The sequence below is a fragment of the Nostoc sp. NMS4 genome, assembly GCF_017115095.1.
Lineage (GTDB): Bacteria > Cyanobacteriota > Cyanobacteriia > Cyanobacteriales > Nostocaceae > Nostoc.
This window is the reverse complement of record NZ_JABXKI010000240.1, coordinates 1-15145: the sequence shown is the minus strand read 5'-3', so window position 1 is coordinate 15145 and position 15145 is coordinate 1. Positions and strand designations below refer to the sequence as shown.

12 protein-coding genes and 1 pseudogene are annotated in these 15145 nt (G+C 40.9%); 6 read left to right on the top strand and 7 right to left on the bottom strand.

Translation table 11 applies throughout. The features are described from left to right. Nucleotides 1-35: 35 nt before the first annotated feature. Both pruA and HWQ37_RS21795 read left to right on the top strand, forming a co-directional pair. Nucleotides 36-3011, top strand: coding sequence for an L-glutamate gamma-semialdehyde dehydrogenase (gene pruA / locus HWQ37_RS21800; RefSeq protein ID WP_292750759.1), 2976 nt, complete (start codon nt 36-38; stop codon nt 3009-3011). Between the two features lie 456 nt (nt 3012-3467). Further along, entirely contained in the window at nt 3468-3914 is a 447-nt protein-coding gene (locus HWQ37_RS21795) for a GNAT family N-acetyltransferase (protein WP_292750757.1), read from the top strand. Nucleotides 3915-3966: 52 nt separating this feature from the next. On the opposite strand, the gene HWQ37_RS21790 is transcribed toward HWQ37_RS21795, so the two are convergent. After that, nucleotides 3967-6234, bottom strand: coding sequence for a hybrid sensor histidine kinase/response regulator (locus tag HWQ37_RS21790; RefSeq protein ID WP_292750755.1), 2268 nt, complete (start codon nt 6232-6234; stop codon nt 3967-3969). 548 nt (nt 6235-6782) lie between these two features. Between HWQ37_RS21790 and HWQ37_RS21785 the strand changes: the two genes are divergently transcribed. Beyond that, nucleotides 6783-7709, top strand: coding sequence for a cobalamin-binding protein (locus HWQ37_RS21785; RefSeq protein ID WP_292750753.1), 927 nt, complete (start codon nt 6783-6785; stop codon nt 7707-7709). A gap of 225 nt (nt 7710-7934) precedes the next feature. Here the strand turns inward: HWQ37_RS21785 and HWQ37_RS21780 are convergent, their stop codons facing one another. The 3 genes from HWQ37_RS21780 to HWQ37_RS21770 form a co-directional block, all read right to left on the bottom strand. Further along, complete coding sequence (locus HWQ37_RS21780; protein ID WP_292750751.1) at nt 7935-8237, bottom strand: TMEM165/GDT1 family protein; 303 nt, start codon at nt 8235-8237, stop codon at nt 7935-7937. A gap of 48 nt (nt 8238-8285) precedes the next feature. Beyond that, nucleotides 8286-8717, bottom strand: a complete 432-nt coding sequence (locus HWQ37_RS21775; protein WP_292750748.1) for a TMEM165/GDT1 family protein — start codon at nt 8715-8717, stop codon at nt 8286-8288. Between the two features lie 100 nt (nt 8718-8817). Next, a complete protein-coding gene (locus HWQ37_RS21770) occupies nt 8818-9168 on the bottom strand; it encodes a YkgJ family cysteine cluster protein (protein WP_292750746.1) in 351 nt (116 codons plus the stop codon). Between the two features lie 324 nt (nt 9169-9492). On the opposite strand from HWQ37_RS21770, the gene psb30 reads away from it, so the two are divergent. Beyond that, a complete protein-coding gene (gene psb30, locus HWQ37_RS21765) occupies nt 9493-9636 on the top strand; it encodes a photosystem II reaction center protein Ycf12/Psb30 (protein ID WP_190240852.1) in 144 nt (47 codons plus the stop codon). Nucleotides 9637-9686: 50 nt separating this feature from the next. Here the strand turns inward: psb30 and HWQ37_RS21760 are convergent, their stop codons facing one another. The 3 genes from HWQ37_RS21760 to HWQ37_RS21750 all read right to left on the bottom strand — a co-directional run bounded on the left by HWQ37_RS21760 (nt 9687) and on the right by HWQ37_RS21750 (nt 13409). After that, on the bottom strand, nt 9687-11810 hold the full coding sequence (locus HWQ37_RS21760) for a single-stranded-DNA-specific exonuclease RecJ (protein ID WP_292750744.1): 2124 nt from the start codon (nt 11808-11810) through the stop codon (nt 9687-9689). Between the two features lie 236 nt (nt 11811-12046). Next, nucleotides 12047-12823 carry a protein NO VEIN domain-containing protein gene (locus HWQ37_RS21755; protein WP_292750742.1) on the bottom strand — a complete coding sequence of 259 codons (777 nt, stop codon included), beginning with the start codon at nt 12821-12823 and terminating at the stop codon, nt 12047-12049. Nucleotides 12824-12983: 160 nt separating this feature from the next. Then, complete coding sequence (locus HWQ37_RS21750) at nt 12984-13409, bottom strand: hypothetical protein (protein WP_292750740.1); 426 nt, start codon at nt 13407-13409, stop codon at nt 12984-12986. A gap of 305 nt (nt 13410-13714) precedes the next feature. On the opposite strand from HWQ37_RS21750, the pseudogene HWQ37_RS21745 reads away from it, so the two are divergent. Continuing rightward, nucleotides 13715-14200 (top strand): annotated as a pseudogene (locus HWQ37_RS21745) (Rpn family recombination-promoting nuclease/putative transposase); the annotation flags it as partial. A gap of 560 nt (nt 14201-14760) precedes the next feature. Continuing rightward, on the top strand, nt 14761-15145 hold a 385-nt coding region (locus HWQ37_RS21740; protein ID WP_292750738.1), incomplete at its 3' end, for a reverse transcriptase N-terminal domain-containing protein.

Sequence of the window (15145 nt, the reverse complement as noted above, 5' to 3'; positions counted from 1 at the left end):
AAAAGCCTTGCCTTAATTAACGGAGTTTATTATCAGTGGTATTACAAGTACAAACAAGCACCTACGAACCGAAAACCCAAGAAATTGCTAAACAACTTCTCGCTGCAACGTCGGAAAATCGTTCGTTTTTTTCTTCCCTGCGCGATCAAATGCGTTGGGATGATAAATTATTAGCTTGGGCAATGAGTAATCCTGGGTTGCGGGTGCAACTATTTCGCTTTATCGATACCCTACCTGCTTTACATAGTAAATCAGAAATTGCCTCACATTTACAAGAATATTTAGGGGATGAATCTGTAGAATTACCGGCGGCTTTGAAGGGAATGCTAAATTTTGCTAATCCCGACTCGATGCCTGGGCAAGTTGCTGCCACAACCGTTGGTACAGCTGTAGAAACTCTTGCTCATAAATATATTTCTGGGGAAAATATTAAACAAGTCATCAAAACAGTTGAACGACTGCGAAAAGAAAAAATGGCTTTCACCATCGACTTACTTGGTGAAGCTGTAATTACCGAAGCGGAAGCGCAGTCTTATCTAGAACGCTATCTAGAATTAATGCAACAATTGGTGGAAGCATCAAAGAATTGGGCAGCTATCCCAGCGATTGATGAGGCTGATGGCGAAGCAATCCCAAAAGTTCAGGTTTCTGTGAAATTAACGGCGTTTTATTCGCAATTTGACCCGTTAGATGCTAAAGGTAGTGAGGATAGAGTTAGCGATCGCATTCGGATTCTCTTACGTCGTGCTAAAGAATTAGGCGCAGCTGTACATTTTGATATGGAACAGTATGCCTATAAGGATATAACTTTCAGCATCCTGAAAAAACTCTTACTAGAAGAAGAGTTTCGGCAACGTACAGATATTGGCATGACTATCCAAGCATATCTGCGTGATAGCGAACAAGATACTAAAGACGTAATTTCTTGGTTGAAAGAACGTGGTTATCCCCTGACAATTCGCTTGGTAAAAGGCGCATATTGGGATCAAGAAACGATCAAAGCAGCCCAAAAGCATTGGAAACAGCCAGTTTACAACGATAAAGCGGCAACTGATGCGAACTTTGAAACCATCACTCAGCTGTTGTTAGAAAATCATCAATATGTCTATTCTGCCATTGGTAGCCATAATGTGCGATCGCACTCTCGCGCCATTGCTATAGCTGAAAGTTTAAATGTCCCTCGCCGTCGCTTTGAATTACAAGTCCTCTATGGGATGGGTGATAAAGTTGCCAAGGCGTTGGTTGATAGAGGTTATCGAGTCAGAGTTTACTGTCCTTATGGCGAATTATTGCCGGGAATGGCGTATTTAATTCGGCGATTGTTGGAGAATACCGCTAATAGTTCTTTTTTACGCCAAAATCTCGAAAATCGACCGATTGAAGAATTATTAGCGCCGCCAATTGTCAAAGACGCAGAAAATGAAAATTTCCCCGTGTCCTCTTCCTTCCTTGGTGCGGCTGATACCGATTACTCTGAGGAAGCGGTGAGAAAGAAAGCCGCACAAGCTTTCCAAAACGTTCGCCAACAGTTGGGTAAAACTTATTTACCGTTAATTAATGGTGAATATGTTAATACACCAGAATTTGTTGATTCTCTCAATCCTTCTAACTTCAGTGAGGTAGTTGGTAAAGTTGGGTTGATTAGCGTTGAACAAGCGGAACAGGCGATGCAAGCGGCAAAAGCGGCGTTTCCTGGGTGGAAGAAAACACCAGCGAAACAACGCGCTGATATTTTGCGAAAAGCGGGTGATTTGATGGAAGAACGCCGCGCTGAACTTTCAGTTTGGATAGTTTTGGAAGTTGGGAAACCAGTTAAGGAAGCTGATGGAGAGGTTTCGGAAGCGATAGACTTCTGTAGGTATTACGCTGACGAGATAGAACGGTTAGATGAAGGTGTTAATTACGACATTTCTGGTGAAACTAATCGTTATATCTACCAGCCACGGGGAATTGCTGTAGTAATTTCTCCCTGGAATTTCCCACTAGCGATCGCTTGTGGAATGACTGTCGCAGCCTTGGTTTCAGGCAATTGCACCCTCCTCAAACCGGCGGAAACATCTTCTGTAATTACGGCGAAACTCACAGAAATCTTAGTAGATGCCGGTTTTCCCAAAGGTGTATTTCAATACGTACCTGGTAAGGGTTCCCAAGTCGGCGCTTATTTGGTAAATCATCCAGATACTCATGTAATTGCTTTTACAGGTTCCCAAGAAGTAGGTTGTAGAATTTACGCAGAAGCAGCAATCTTAAAACCCGGACAAAAGCACATGAAACGGGTGATTGCGGAAATGGGTGGCAAGAATGCCATTATCGTCGATGAAAGTGCTGATTTAGACCAAGCTGTTGTGGGAGTAGTGCAGTCAGCATTTGGTTACAGTGGACAAAAATGTTCTGCGGCTTCTAGGGTGATTGTGCTGCAACCAATTTATGATGCCTTTGTACAGCGATTAGTAGAAGCGACAAAATCCTTGAATATTGGAGAAGCAGAGTTACCGAGTACCCAAGTTGGGCCTGTAATTGATGCTAATGCCCGCGATCGCATCCGCGAGTATATTGAGAAGGGTAAGGCAGAATCACAATTAGCTTTAGAATTACCAGCACCCGAACAAGGATATTTTATCGGACCAGTAATATTTAGTGAAGTATTGCCAAATGCGGTAATTTCACAACAAGAGATTTTTGGCCCAGTGCTGGCGGTAATTCGGGTGAAAGATTTCCAGGAAGCCTTAGCAGTCGCCAACGGTACAAACTACGCCTTAACTGGCGGACTTTATTCTCGAACCCCTTCGCACATTCAACAGGCGCAGACAGAGTTTGAAGTTGGGAATTTGTACATCAACCGTAATATTACCGGAGCGATCGTTGGACGGCAACCCTTTGGTGGATTCAAACTTTCTGGAGTAGGTTCTAAAGCTGGTGGTCCTGATTACCTACTGCAATTTTTAGAACCACGCGCAGTTACAGAAAATATTCAACGCCAAGGTTTTGCACCAATTGAAGGAGCAGATTAAAATAACGTAAATTTTACGGCTTATATAGTGTCCGTCTAATTAGCCGAATCAAAACACCTCTTCCTGATTTTACTATGTAAAGCCCTCCCTCTCCGACTCCTACGGTGTACACACATCTTGGTAATGAAGCCCCAATCCTGGATTTACCCCCCTTAATCCCCCCGATGTATTGGGGGGAAACCGGAAAATCTAGTTCCCTCCCCAATGCATCGGGGAGGGTTAGGGTGGGGTAAAACCCTTGTTAATCAGCTATTTCAGACTTGTGTATACACCGTAGCCTTGTAAAGGGGGGAAATATCCGGTTCTCCCCCTTGGCAAGGGGGAGTTAGAGGGGGTCAGAAAGACTTGTGTGTACACCGTAGCTTCGAGGACAGGCTTGCACTTTAGTTGAAGGCAGAGAGAGGTTCATCAAACTCACGTTAAATTAGAATAGATAGTAACCTTAAAGAGAGTTTTATGAGTAATTTAGTTATAAAAATTGCTGAATTACCTAAAGATTTTCCGGCAATTCAAGCAATTAGAAAATCAGTTTTTCAAGAAGAGCAAGGTGTAGATCCCACTTTAGAATTTGATGGCAAAGATGAAATATCCGATCATCTAATTGCTTATTTAAATGTAGAAGTTGTCGGTACTGCCAGAATCAGATATTTAGATGATAAAACTGCCAAAATAGAAAGATTAGCTGTTTTATCGACAGTTAGAGGGCAAGGCATTGGTAAGAAAATTATGGAAAATGCCCTAGAGTTGATAGCTAACAAAAATATTCCAGAAGTCGTAATTCATGCTCAAGAATATGTGAAAAACTTATATAAAAAGCTGGATTTTGTAGAAGAAGGAGAAATATTTGAAGAAGCCAATATTCCCCATGTGAAAATGAGAAAAATATTTTCAAAATCAAAGTAAAATAGTATATTTTTCACTAATTGTTCATATACAAATGTATTTTTATGAGCAATCAACTCAAATATTTAATCAGGATTGACTCTAGCTGGACTATCCGAATTGGCTTAACAAGGTAGTCATTAGCACTACCTGGCAGCATGGCAATTTCCTCCTCTAAAGGTTCGCTACAGGTCATCATTACAATCGGTAAATGTTCCCGATAAGGCTCTTGTCTAAGGATATTTAGCAAATCCCAGATGCGAACATCTTTTGCTAACTGGGAATCAAAAAAAACTAAATCTGGTTGGAAGTTTTGCACCTGTTTCAAAAAGTCGTTACCATTATCTATCCACTTGACTTGGTAGCCAATTGTCTGGAGATAATCTTGCAACACGATAGCAGTGTTTTCCTCTTCTTCTACAAGTAAAATAGTTTTATTTGTAGGCATGACAGGAGAAGATGAGAACAAGGAGGACAAAGGAAAATTTTCTTCCTCATCCCCCTCATCTCCCTCATCTCCCACATCTCCCTCATCCCCCACCCTGCGGTAAGCTAAAGCTACATCCCCCTCATCTCCCGGATGCTCTGGATTTGGTAGAAACACAGTGAACTGACTGCCCTTTCCTAAAGTTGATGTTACGGTAACATCTCCACCATGTAAACGCGCTAATCTACGTGTCAAGGCTAAACCCAAACCAGTGCCTTCATACTGCCGATTTAACCGACTATCAAGCTGTTTAAACGGTTCAAATAGAAATTGAAACTGACTTGAATCTATACCAATGCCAGTATCTGAAACTGTAAACGTTATCCCTTGCGGTACTTTTTTGACTACCAACGATACTTCACCTGCTGGAGTGAATTTAATGGCATTAGTGAGCAAGTTGAGTAGCATTTGCTTGATGCGCCGTTCATCAGCAATACAAATATCCGCTTCTAGGTTAATTTTATATGTGAGTTGCAATCCCTTTTCTGAGGCGCGATCGCGCACTGTCCAGATGGCATAATTACATATATCCGCCACTGACAAAGATGATAGTAACAGTTCCTCTTTACCTGCTTCTACCTTAGATAAGTCAAGAATATCATTAATCACTGCCAGCAGATGTTCACCACTGCTATATATACAACTTACATATTCGTTCTGTTTTTCATTGAGAGAGCCAACTATTTCTTGTTGCAGTAACTGTGACAAACCCATAATCGCATTGAGAGGCGTTCGCAACTCATGGCTCATGGTTGCTAAAAATTCAGTTTTTGCTCGACTAGCAGCTTCCGCGGCTTCTTGAGAGGCGCGTAGTTTCAACTCTGTTTGTTTCCGTTCAGTAATATCCTCAATCATCGCTAGAAAAAATTCAGGTTCACCATTGCTGCCTGGTATAACAGAAACCGAGATATGAGTCCAAACTAAGCTACCATTTTGATGCTGGCAACGTCTTTCTATCTCAATACGATGTCTTTCGACAAGCTGTTTCTGATGTTTTAAGGGTTGTAAACCATCCCTCGAAGTTCTCTTTAAGTCTGTGCGAATTCCTGACATCAGTTGTTTGTAAAGTTTTAAATCCTCCCTTTCTATGGAAATGTAATCTGTAAAGCACTTGCGGTATAATTCTTCTCGTCTATATCCTAAAATCTCGCATAGTGCCAGATTAGTATCGACTATCTGCCCTTTCATATCTATCAGCCCAATGCCGATAGAGGAACGCTCAAAAATCGCCCGAAATTGTGCCTCACTCTGTCGCAATGCTTCCTGTACGACGTTTCGCTCGCTCGCTTCTATAGCCAGCGTTACAAAATCTGCAATTGAGCCAGCAAAACTCTCTTCTTCTAAAGTCCATTGGCGACCTTCGCCTATGTGTTCGTGACACACCACGCCTACCAAATGACCCTCTAGCCAAATTGGTGCATCTAGTATAGATTTGATCCCCAAAACTGAAAGATAAGGCTCGGATAATTCTTGGGTTCTGGGATCGTTTCCGGCATCATCTGCGGCAATGGTACGTTCTTCTTCTAAAGCCTGGAAATAACCAGGAAAATTTGTTTTTAAAAGCGAATTACCAAAGGTATGCTCCTTAGTTCTGACATCATACAAATTAATGCATTCAATTTTTGAACGTTCTTCATTATATAACCATACCCCCACTCGCTCTACTAACAGCGTCTGAGCAGCAGTTTCTGTAATTTCCCTCAACACCGCATTGAGATTACCTTGCTGAAATGTCTTGCTTCTTGCCAGCTGCACCAGCGTCTGGCTTTGTTTTCGCCGACTATTTTCTCTGATTCGTAAAGCCTCTTGGTCCTGGTTGTGGTCTGTAATATCTCTAGTTGACACCACCTGCATTAGTTGCCCTCAAGAAGAAATAATTTGGACTTGCAATTCTACGGAAAAAGTAGAACTGTCTTTGTATAACTACAATTACTTGACATGGTTTTTCATAACCGGAAAGTATAATTTTTCTAATTAAACTTTATGATTCTGGCTAATCAGTTCTAAGCTAGATTTTGCTGATTACTTCTGTTACTTCATGCCAATGATTTTTGCCAGGGGATAATTAGCATTTTAAGTAATTTCACTATCAAGTAATTTTACTATCAAGTAGTATAGTATTTTAATAATTTTAAACTGGGGACTGGGGATGAGGGAGACAAGGGAGACAAGGAGATAAACAAAACTCCTAACTCCTAACTCTTAACTCTTAACTCAGCACTCCTAACGCACTCAGCACTCCTAACGCACTCAGCACTTCTAACGCCCAATGCCCATTCCTCAGTACAATTTATTGCTTAGTGCTGACTAGCAAAATACCGTTGATTCTCCTAGAGAAAGATACCTAATGACTCAAATTCTGCCAAACTTAAGGTAATGGCAGGTTTTGCGGAGGTGGAGCGATGACAGATAGTGATGTAAGAATTGTTTCTCTGATTCCCGGTGGAACAGAGATTTTAGCGGCACTAGGGTTGGTTAATGCTATTGTGGGGCGATCGCACGAATGCGATTACCCTCCAGAAATCCTCAATCGCCCCATTTGCACCGAAGCACGGTTAAACTCCAATGCCTCCAGCAGCCAAATTCACGATGAAGTCAACAATTTATTGCAATCTGCTCTCAGTATTTATGAAATCAAAACAGATGTTTTAGAGCAATTGCAGCCTACCCACATTCTCACTCAAGACCAGTGCGATGTTTGTGCTGTCAGCTTACATGATGTTGAAAAGGCAGTTGCTACACTCATTGACAGTAAACCTCAGATTATTTCTTTACAACCCAATATTCTCCAGGATGTTTGGGCTGACATTGAGCGAGTCGGCAACACCTTTGGCGTAGACTCGGTAAAGGTATTAGAAAATTTAGAAGCTCGCGTCAAAATTTGTCAGCAAAAAATCCAAGGACTTTCTTTAAATGAACTACCTACTGTCGCCTGTATCGAGTGGATTGATCCTTTAATGATCGCCGCTAATTGGATTCCTGAATTAGTGAACTTAGCAGGAGGACAGTCTCTATTTTGCGCGACAGGTCAGCCTTCTCCGATCTTACCGTGGGAAACACTATTAACAACTAATCCCGATGTAATTGTTTTTATGCCTTGTGGCTTTGATTTAAATCGTACTCGCCAAGAAGCCAATTTATTAACTCAACGTCCAGAGTGGAAAAAACTACACGCTACCGAAACTGGTAGAGTCTACATTACTGATGGTAATTCTTACTTCAATCGTCCAGGGCCGCGACTGGTAGATTCTCTAGAAATTTTGGCAGAAATTTTGCATCCAGAAATTTTTCAATACGGCTACAAAGGAACTGGTTGGGAACGTTTGTAAAGAAGAATTCAGAACTCAGGAGTCAGAATTCAGAATTCAGTATGAATTCAAGTCTTTGGAGAATTTCAATCCTCCACAAAGAGTAATTCTGATTCCAATACAATTCAGATAAGCCCAAAATACTTGTAGAGACGGCGATTTATCGCGTCTCGAAAACCCAAAATTGTTGCTAGTCGCCCTTAACCCAAGCGTATTGATTCTGATTCCTAGATTCTGAATTCTTCTTTAGGGTGTTTCCTCATAATCTGCCGATGGTTCATTGTTAAATAACAACAGTCGTGCAGCAAGAATGGCAAATCCTACAGCTGCGATCGCTTTTAAAATACGTGTAGGTAATAATTCGGCGACTGCACCCCCTGCTAACGATCCCAACAGGCTTGTCAATAGCAATGCACCTGCTGCACCAAAAAATACTGCACGCGGAGAATTAGAACGTCCTGAAAGTGCGATCGCTGCTAGCTGACTTTTGTCACCCAATTCTGATAAAAAAACTGTAATAAAGCTCAATCCTAATAGATGCCAATCCATATTATTTTAGGGGGAATGGGAGTTGTTCTAATGACCAATGACTAATGATTAATGACTAGTAAATACATCCCAAAACAGCATTAGAGAAATTACTAACAACATCATACCGGCTGATTTTTCTATAGTTTTCGGGCTGAGTCGGCTAGCAATCCAACTACCTAAAAGTACGCCTAATAAGCTAGTGGTTATTAGCGCCGCCGCCGAGCCAATAAATACCACCCACGGCGAATGAGATTGTGCGCTCATTAACAGAGTAGATAGCTGAGTTTTATCTCCAATTTCTGCTAGAAAAATAGTTACAAAAGTCGTACCAAAAACTACTAACACTGATTGCTGCTTTTGGCGACTATCGGCAATTACAGGCCCAACTGACGGAGCGATCGCAGGAGTTAAGTTAAAATCAGTGCTGTCTTTCAGTTCTAGCTCGATCTCAGTCTGAGATATGCCAGAAATCTCCAAAGGTACAGAGTCAAGTTTCACAGGCAGTAGTTTTGGTTGCTAGGGTCTTTTCATATTTTTATCATTTTCTCATATTTTTGTCATAAATTGCAACCTCACACAAAAAAAGGAGGGTTGGATATCAAAGGCCAACAGCTTTGTCGAAGCGTAGTATTTCTAAACTGCGATCGCCATAAACTCCTTCTATTTGCTGGCGACAGCAGTCAATAGCAAAATCGTTGACTTCTTCTGGTTCAACCCCATACATATCTTGAAACACTTCTGATTCCACACGGCAGAAGCGCGGACGATTAGGGTAGATGCCACATTCTCGCGTGGTATGGTCAAAATTAACGCACCATCCCCCTTCGCCTACCATGCTGAGGTAGAGTTCTAGTTCTGGTGGTGAGAGGTAGTCTTCCAAGTCTGGACGCTCTGCTGGATCGAGATTACAGCAAGCTCCACATTGTTTTACACATTGCCAAGTTGACATTTTTAATTAGGGATGAGGGGATAAGGGGGATGTAGCTTTAGCTTCCCGCAGGGTGGGAGATGAGGGAGATGAGGGAGACAAGGGAGATAAGGAGATAAACAAAACTCTTAACTCTTGTACAGACAAAGATTCATCGCGTCTCTACTCTTAACTCCTAACTCAGCACTCCTAACGCCCAATGCCATTATTTTATGCTTTCATGTCTTTTCTTATAATTTTGTTAAGTAAATTAAATCTAACAGTCCATAGCCAGATATGATCTATTGCGGGTTTTGTAATTAAGTTATTGAATTTTTTAAGGCAATTGACAGGAGAAAAGGAAAAATGTTTGACGCTTTATCTGGATTGTTTAACGCTTTTACCAGTATCAATTGGGAAGTTATTTTCCAATTGCTTTCCGTGGCGCTAATTGTGATTGCTGGCCCAGCAGTAATATTTGTGCTGGCATTTCGCAACGGCAACCTTTAACAGTGCTGAGTGCTGAGTGTTGAGTAGAAGAAAATTTTGGAATTTAAAACTCATAACTTAGCACTCAATACTGATAACGCCTGAAGTGCAGCTTGGATAATATTGTCATACAGTGGTTGAGAGATATCAACTTCTTTGGCGTTTTGACGATCAGTACCCAGCAAACCAATTATATGTCCTGGCTGCATCACTAAGACTTTGCCTTCAGAATTTTTAATTCTTAATTCTGCTTCAATACCGTTTTTATAGAAACCACAAGTATAGTGTCGTTGGTTGTACTCAAAAGTTGTGTTTGAGTGGGTAGGTGGTGAAACAAAAAATTGTTGAAGTTGAATTGGCAGCCTGACACCGATTAACTCTAGCTCAATGCTGGTGTTACCGTTAAAGTAATTTTCTCGCAGTTTGTAAGCAATATCCACTCGTGATGGTAGGTGGAAATAGTCGCCCCAACGCCAAGCGATCGCTTTGATTTTATACTGCTGATTATCTATAGTTTGGGCAACTGTCAGTTTGATGTGACCTTTGCCAACAATTTTTTGCTCAACGACTTGGACATTAGATGTCCAGAAAACTGGATCGGGATTGTCCATACCGCAGGGATGTAGAGCATTAAGCTGCTGATAAAGCTGTTGATTGAGATGATTGAGGTTAACTTCAGCATCAATTTTGAGTAGAGGCTTGAGATGTTGGGGTTCAAGACACTGGTTAGCAAACTCAATCAAACGCGATCGCAACATCTGTAAATTTTCTGCTGGTAGAGAGAATCCCCCGGCGGCTTTATGTCCACCAAATTTGCCTAGTAAATCGTGACAATATTCCAAAGCTTCAAATACATGAAACTCTGGAATTGAACGTGCTGAACCGCGTATATGTTCCTCATCTTCATAAGTCCCGATAAACACGGGAACACCGTAGCGTTCCACCAAGCGGGAAGCGACAATCCCAATAACACCATGATGCCAATTTGGTTGAACAACAATTAATACACGGTCTTTTTGTAGAGATGTAACAAATTCTGTCTCTACATAAGCGATCGCTTCTTGTTCAATTTGCTGACACATTTCTTGGCGATAGGCGTTGACTTGTTCGCACTGCATAGCTCTTTCTAGCGCCACCCCCATATCATCTGTAGTCAGCAATTCAATTACAGTCTGAGGATCGCCAATTCGACCAATAGCATTAATTCGCGGCCCCAGACGAAATCCGATATCTTCAGGCTTTAGCGATTTGGGATTTTGAATTTTGGATTTTGGATTGCCAATTTTCTCCTCTGCTCCCCTGCTCCCCTGCTCCCCTGCTCCCTCATCTCCCCTAGCCTGTACGCCACCTACCTGAATCAACGCTTGTATACCAGGTAAGTTGGATTTGGGTAAATGTTGTAAACCACGTTTTACCCAACGACGATTCACGCCAGTTAAGGGGGCTAAATCTGCGATCGTTCCCAGCGTAAACAGTGCTAGCATCGGCTGAATCAAGCCCTTAGTCTGGCCTAGCTGTTGTGCTAGAGAAACTGCCAAAATATAAGCAACACCAACACCAGCAACACCCCGATAAGGTGAAGATTCGTCTATTAGTTTGGGGTTGAGGATAGCGTTAGCTGGCGGTAATTTTTGGGGAATGTCGTGGTGATCGGTGATAATCACTGCAAGACCAAGTTCTCTAGCTCTGGCGACTGGTTCAAACGCAGAGATGCCATTATCTACAGTCAGAATTAGCCCTACACCTTCGCTGTGAAATTCTTCAACTATGCGTTTATTAATACCGTAACCTTCGTGCATTCGGCTGGGAATAGCATAATCTACTTGTGCGCCTAAAGTGCGGAGACTGCGTAAAAGTAGAGCAGTGCTGGTCATTCCATCAGCATCGTAGTCACCACAAATAGCAATTTTTGTTTGAGAAGCGATCGCATTTTGCAACAATTCCAAACTAATCGCTAAATCTGGGAAATCTTCTAACGGCGAAGGTAAAACTAAAGACTCTGGATCTAAAAAGGCTTGTACCTGTTCTGGTGTTTCCATACCCCGATTAATCAACAACTGGCTGACAATCGGGGAAAGATTTGTCAAAACCGCCAGATTTTGGGCAAATTCTGGTTTTTGGGGATAAATCTGCCAGCGCTGATCGGGTAAGCGGCGGCGAGGCTTGGATAATTCAGATACAGGTCGGTCTAGCACAATAAAAGTTAGGAGTTTTCAGTTATGAGTGTAAAGTTACTAATCATTTATCGTTGTGATAAATTAATATCAATTAATATAATTAAAAAAATACTTGTACTGCAAGGATTTTAGCAACTGCCTTATATAACTCTAGCTCCTGACTGATGAGTAAATAAATGTCGTTTCTCTATTTAGTTTATCTCAGTATTTTCTCACAAATAATTTCTAATCGCTATAGTTGATTAGTATTTACATCACCAAGGAAGAGATTCAGAATTAAAGGTAATTTGTCTTTGTACTATAATGTTTCTTTTAAAATTGATTTTGCTTACAGGATCAAAAATAATGCTAAACTTTGGAACATCTTCCAAACTACTTACTACTACGAGAACATAATCATTTCTATATTCTTGGGCTTTTAAGAATTCTTTATTTGTTAATCTGATACTACCATAAGTAGACTTAACGCCTTTTATTTCAGCTAAAAATGCTTTTTCTTGAACGTCTACCTGAAAATCGTATCCATCTCCAAATGTTCTCGCATCTTCTAAAAAAGCATTGTTAAATTCCTGAATACTTTGGTAGTTTTTCATAAAAAATAGTTCTGCCGCTTTGCCAGTATCTTGTAATTGTTTAAATTTGCTCTTTAAAATAGGGCTTATAGAGTTTATATCTATAGTTTCTATACTATTGATTTTTTTGTATAAGTATAGTTTGACAACACTTGTGTAAGATTTACAATCTTCTGATCCAAAGAGCGAATCAATTAGTATTTTCCGATGAATATACGTATTTCCTTTCTGCCACCATCCTTTTCTTGCATTATCAAAAAAAGGATCAAATAAGTCTTGTCTATTTTTTACTGTTCCTACAGTTTTAGCAATGTCAATTTTTACAAGGTACAGAAAAAATTCTTGCTTAGTTATAAAGCCAAATTCTCGAACAAAATCCATATCAAATTTCGACAAGCCATATCCAATTAGATTAAGAATTTCATAATTTTCATGTTTATTCGTATTATCTAAACTCATACATCTAATTGTTTTTTATAACAAAATAGCTTAACTGAATGATACTGTCCTATAGAAGACACCATTGTGTCACTGCTGACACATAGTAAGTCACTGGAAATAGGAGTTTTGAATTAAAAGTTATTTCTTAACTCATAACTCATAACTCCTAACATTTCTGTTAAAACACGTTTATCTTACCATCATCGGTAATATACAACGAGCGATCGCCAGGAGAGCGCCAAGTCGGACGGAGTTCGAGCCGCAATGTGCCAAAGTTAGGTTTGGAGACAATTGCTTGTAGTGATAAACCCTTTTCGCTCCAAAATATCAGAGATGTATTTGGTTCTGTACCTTCTATTTGTTCTAAACTTAATTTCTGCCCTGGACTCAACGATATTGCATCAGTCGCGGAGGGTTTTTGGATTTTAATCAAGTTGGGTGTGCTATTTACGACTTCAACGCGGATGTGCTGCCCAGGTGTAAACTGAATTGAGTGTGACCCACACTTAGAGGCACAGGTTCGAGCTAAAGTGGTACTGGGATTATTGATTGATGTAACTAGAACAGTAGCTGCAACTAAAGCAAATGACAGAGGCTTAAACATAATACACAGTATAAGTACTAAACTGAAATTTTACTTTAATTAAGTACTGTTAAGCCTCAGCATATTTTCCAGAATTACAGAACTGTTAATAGGCAAGTTGCAGAGATCGAGAAAATCTGGCGTTGCTGAATAAGGGCATGATTAAGGCTGACGCACAGACACGGTGATTATTTTCTATGTAAATTTCAAAATCATCCCACAATTATGCAACGCCGAAAATCTTTCAGTGTTGGTAAAACTTGTGTAAGATAAACCTGTTCTCACCCAAAATAGTAAAAGGCAAGTATTAAAGAATTAGCTATACGATGGCAAAACCCGCAGATGTCAGCACCAAAAAGTTAATTAGTCTTGCACCCGATAACTGGGTGAAATGGGTAACACAGATTCCCGATATTGTGGTTGGAGAAATTCTCAATTCAGAATTTCAGTGGATTAGCAGAGAAAGTGATGTTTTAATTCGTGTTGAAAGTAAACAGTACGGTGAATTTTTGGTTCTCAACGAATTACAATTGCGTCCTTCATCAGAAATGCCGCGACGGATGCGTGCGTATGCAGCCCTGACGGAAGAAAAATATAAGTTACCAACTTACCCAGTATTAATTAACATTTTGAAAATTGGTGATGAGGAAATACCTAATAGATTTGCATCAAATATTGCTGGTTTACAAGCACGTCAAGATTATCGTGTGATTAATTTGTGGGAGGTTGATGTAAAAATTGTCTTTGAGCAACCATTACCCTCATTGCTGCCGTTTGTGCCGATTCTTCAAGGCGGAGAGAACGAGTCTACAAATAGTGCGATTCGTTGATTAGTGAATCACGGTAATCAGTCCGTACATAACTAATCCAGCCCGTCAGCAGATTACTGACACTAAAGGCTGAACTCTCGGAGTGATACAGGTGTAAGTCCTGTCATTCAGACTCAGAATTGACTCCTTATCTGCCCACACTGACCAGACTCGGTTTCTGGAGGGTGAAGCTCTTAACTGGGCGCAATCAGACGACCGTTGCGGGTTGACACTGGCGCTAACAGGGAGTTCCTATGATGAAACAGAGCCTAAAGAAGCGTCTTAAGTCTAGACAGGGCGCAACACAAAAATCCCTGACCTCACTGGAATCAATTCCCGCCGTCTTGAGTTGAAGAACGGCAAGAGTCTAGGGAACCCAGTAGTCGAATTGGCTACATCTAACGGAACAATCAATCTTTCCGAGGGAACGAATAAAAACGATTTGTGAGTCCTGGGGCTTTCGTTCCCCAAGTAGGCTAGACGAGAAGCGGAATTCTTACAAGTCGGGTAGGACAGACCGTAATTGGTCTGAGGTGTTCAGAATACACAAACTAGAGAAGAGTATGATTAGGCACAGTTACAAAACTAGTGAATCATGGGTAGCGTTACCCTGGAAGAAATTCCGCCGTAACCTATTCCGCCTCCAAAAGCGAGTGTACAAAGCGGTTCAAGTTGGAAACAAGCGGAAAGCTAGGTTACTCCAAAAGCTTATTCTAAAATCTACCTCGGCTCGATTTCTTGCAATTAGACTTGTATCTCAGTTAAACGCTGGTAAAGAAACGGCTGGTATTGATGGTAAGAAATCCCTCTCATTCATGGAACGCTTCAACCTTGAAGAACTACTGAAAATGAATAACGGAAACTGGAAGCATCAAGGACTACGGGAAATCCCCATCCCTAAAAAGGACGGGACTACCAGAATGCTTAAAATACCAACCATCGCGGATA

Bases quoted from the DNA above. Each gene is read 5' to 3' on its own strand.
- HWQ37_RS21780 (WP_292750751.1), bottom strand. From the start codon at position 8,237: ATGGATTGGCATCTATTAGGATTGAGCTTTATTACAGTTTTTTTATCA.
- HWQ37_RS21770 (WP_292750746.1), bottom strand. From the start codon at position 9,168: ATGTCAACTTGGCAATGTGTAAAACAATGTGGAGCTTGCTGTAATCTC.
- HWQ37_RS21790 (WP_292750755.1), bottom strand. From the start codon at position 6,234: ATGCAGGTGGTGTCAACTAGAGATATTACAGACCACAACCAGGACCAA.
- psb30 (WP_190240852.1), top strand. From the start codon at position 9,493: ATGTTTGACGCTTTATCTGGATTGTTTAACGCTTTTACCAGTATCAAT.
- HWQ37_RS21750 (WP_292750740.1), bottom strand. From the start codon at position 13,409: ATGTTTAAGCCTCTGTCATTTGCTTTAGTTGCAGCTACTGTTCTAGTT.
- HWQ37_RS21755 (WP_292750742.1), bottom strand. From the start codon at position 12,823: ATGAGTTTAGATAATACGAATAAACATGAAAATTATGAAATTCTTAAT.
- HWQ37_RS21795 (WP_292750757.1), top strand. From the start codon at position 3,468: ATGAGTAATTTAGTTATAAAAATTGCTGAATTACCTAAAGATTTTCCG.
- HWQ37_RS21785 (WP_292750753.1), top strand. From the start codon at position 6,783: ATGACAGATAGTGATGTAAGAATTGTTTCTCTGATTCCCGGTGGAACA.